This is a genomic window from Methylobacterium tarhaniae (assembly GCF_001043955.1).
Taxonomy (GTDB): domain Bacteria; phylum Pseudomonadota; class Alphaproteobacteria; order Rhizobiales; family Beijerinckiaceae; genus Methylobacterium; species Methylobacterium tarhaniae.
In genome coordinates this window covers 1-3166 of sequence record NZ_LABZ01000350.1, presented here as the reverse complement: position 1 = coordinate 3166, position 3166 = coordinate 1, and the positions used below count along the sequence as shown (strand labels likewise).

At 72.7% G+C, this 3166-nt stretch carries 2 protein-coding genes; one reads left to right on the top strand and one right to left on the bottom strand.

What is annotated here, in order from left to right:
• Nucleotides 1-1632, bottom strand: a 1632-nt coding sequence (locus VQ03_RS29860; RefSeq protein ID WP_048454565.1) for a methyl-accepting chemotaxis protein, incomplete at its 3' end; no start/stop codon positions are given.
• Nucleotides 1633-2061: 429 nt separating this feature from the next.
• On the opposite strand from VQ03_RS29860, the gene VQ03_RS29855 reads away from it, so the two are divergent.
• A complete protein-coding gene (locus VQ03_RS29855) occupies nt 2062-3123 on the top strand; it encodes an HD-GYP domain-containing protein (RefSeq protein ID WP_048454564.1) in 1062 nt (353 codons plus the stop codon).
• Nucleotides 3124-3166 lie beyond the last annotated feature (43 nt).

The window sequence follows — 3166 nt, the reverse complement described above, 5'->3', positions numbered from 1 at the left end:
GAGATGCTCGGACTGGCGCGACAATTCGGAGGAGGCCGACAGAACCTGCCCCGCCGAAACCCCGGACTGCTCGGCCACGCTCGCCACCGCGGCAGCGTTGTGGGTCACCTCGTCGGTGCCGGCAGCGGCCTGGCTGATGTTGCGGACGATCTCCTGGGTCGCAGCTCCCTGCTGCTCGACGGCGGCCGCGATCGAGGTCGCGACGCCTGAGATCTCCTCGATCCGGGCGGAGATCTGGCCGATCGCCCCCGCCGCCTGGCCGGTCGTGGACTGGATCGTCGCGATCTGGCTCGTGATTTCTTCCGTCGCCTTGGCGGTCTGGCCGGCGAGTTCCTTGACCTCCGCCGCGACCACCGCGAAGCCGCGCCCCGCCGCTCCGGCCCGGGCGGCCTCGATCGTGGCGTTGAGCGCCAGGAGGTTGGTCTGGGCGGCGATCGACGAGATCAGCCCGACCACGTCGCCGATCCGCGCCGTCGCCTCGGTCAGAGCCCGCACCTGGATCGCGGTCTGCCCGGCCTCCGCGACGGCCGCCTGCGCCAGCCGGGCCGAGCCGTCGACCTGACGGCCGATCTCCTGGACCGAGGCGCCGAGTTCCTCGGCCGCCGCCGCGACCGTGCCGACATTCGCGGCGGTCTGGGCGGCCGCGGCGGCCACGCCGGTGGATTGGGTGGCGGTCCGGGTGGCCCCCTCGGTCATGACGGCGGCGGTGGCCTGCAGCTCGGTGGCGGAGGCCGCGACCTGCCCGACGATGCCGCCGACCGCCCGCTCGAAGGCCTCGGCCATCTGGCGCATGCCGGCGTGGCGCTGCTCCTCGGCCGAGGCGCGGGCGAGCGCCGTCTCCTCCTCCAGGGCGCGGGCGCGGATCAGCCCGTCCTTGAACACCTGCACGGCGGCCGCCATGGCGCCGATCTCGTCGCGGCGCGCCTGCGCCGGCACCGGCTCGTCGAGCCGGCCGGCGGCGAGCGCGCCCATGCTGCCGGACAGCCCGAGCAGCGGCCGGGCGATGCCGCGGCCGATCAACGTGGCGGCGGCGGCGACGAGGAGCGCCACCACGGCGGCGCCGACGAACAGGTTCCACAGCAGGTCGCGGACCTGGTCCGCGGTGTCGTCGGCATAGATGCCGGTGCCGACGACCCAGCCCCAGGGCTGGAAGCTGCGGGCGTAGGACACCTTCTCGACCGGCACGTCGGAGCCCGGCTTCGGCCACCAGTAGGTCTCGAAGGCGGCCCCGTCCGCTTCGATCTTGCGCATCATCTCGGCGAAGAACTTGCGGCCCGACGGCTCGGCGAGGCCGCTGACGTCCCGGCCGACCAGCCGGGGATCGAGGTGGGCGATCAGCCGGGACTGCATGTCGTTGATCCAGAAGAACTCGTCCTTGCCGTAGCGGAGGCGCGCGACGGCCGCGGCCGCGGTCTTCTGGGCCGTCTCCCGGGTCATCCGCCCGGCGCGCTCCTCGGCCTCGAAATGGGCGAGCATGCTGTGGGCGGCGTCCACCAGGTCCTTGGTCTTGAGGGCCCGGGCGCTGGTGACCGCTCCCGCGAGGTCGTAGGCGGCGAGGCCGAGGATGAGGGCGAGCCCGATCAGCGCCACGCCCGTCAGGGCGTGGATCCGGGCGGCGATCTTGAGCGACATGGGGGCCTTCGGTCAGGAGGAGCCGCACCCGCAACCCTGGTCGGCGGGCTGCGGGCCGGTCACGGCGATCGGAGACCGGTTGCGGGCAGGCGACCGGCGCTCCGGCAATGCCCCAACTCGATCGAGTGCAATGCGATCGTAACGCCCGACAGTTACGAGGACGATAACGTTCGGTCAGGTGATCGACGCAGGCAATCATCCCCGGGGGGCGTCGCGCAACCCGCACCGGCCTGCGCCGGAGGAGAACGGGCCGCGGCGGCGCGTCCGGGCCGCATCTCCGCTGGGTGATGCGGCACCGCCGGCCGTCGGAAGGCCCGGGAGGTGTTGATGCCTGCCCGTCGTTACTCCACGAATCCGTAAGCATTTGTTCGGGAGTGGCGGGGTAATCGGGGAGGGGAGCGGGCCTGGGCGGCCGCCGGGAGGGATGCGATGCCCGACGAGAGGACCTTCGTCCTCGTGACCGACAGGCCGGACCGCAGCGCTGCCATCAGCGCGGCCCTGCGGGCAATCGGGCTCTGCGATGTCGTCGGACCCGAGGAGACGTGGCGGGACCGTCATAGGCTGGCCGGCGTCGTCTCCGACCTGACTCTCTCGCGGCCCGAGGCCGACCACTGCCTGCGCACGCTCAAGCGCCGCTTCGCCGACCGGAACCTGCCGGTGATCTGCCTCCTGCGCAAGTCGACCCAGGACGCGCTGCGCCACGCGAAGACCCTCGGGGCGACGGTGTGCATGCCGGCCTACATGCCGCCCGAGACCGTCGTGGCGGCGCTCGCCAACCAGGTCGGGATCGTCGCCGGAGGCGCCGAGCGGGCGGTGAGCCAGGGCGTGGCCCGGGCCGGCGAGGCGCTGAACGGCCTGATGGCCGAGGCCCGGGCCGGCCAGCCGATCCGCATGGGCACCGTCGAGGCCGGGCTCGGCCCGATCCTCACGGCCGTGCAGGAGGGCGGCCTCGCCCGCTGGCTCGACACGGTCTGGACCCACGACGACGCCACCTACCAGCATTGCCTGCTGGTGGCCGGCCTCTCCGCGCAATTCGCCCTGCATCTCGGGTTCCGCCACGAGGACCAGTTCCGCTTCGTGCGGGCCGCGCTGATCCACGATGTCGGCAAGGCCCGCATTCCCCTCGAGATCCTCAACAAGCCCGGCCGCCTCGACCCGTCCGAGATGGCGGTGATGCGCACCCACGCGGCCATCGGCCACGAGGTGCTGCTGGAGGGCGGCGAGCGCGACCCGCTGACCCTCTCGGCGGTGCGCCACCACCACGAGATGCTCGACGGTTCCGGCTACCCCGACGGCCTCGTCGGCGGCCAGATCGGCGACATGGTGCGTCTGCTCACCATCTGCGACATCTACGCCGCCCTCACCGAGCGCCGCCCCTACAAGCCCTCGATGCCGATGGCCGACGCGATGGCGATCCTCTCCGCCATGGACGGCAAGCTGGAGGGACGCCTGGTGCAGTCCTTCGGCGAGGCCATGGCCGCGGCGGTCTGAAGGGCCCGATCCCCTCGATGTGATACCGCCGCGCTTAGGTTTT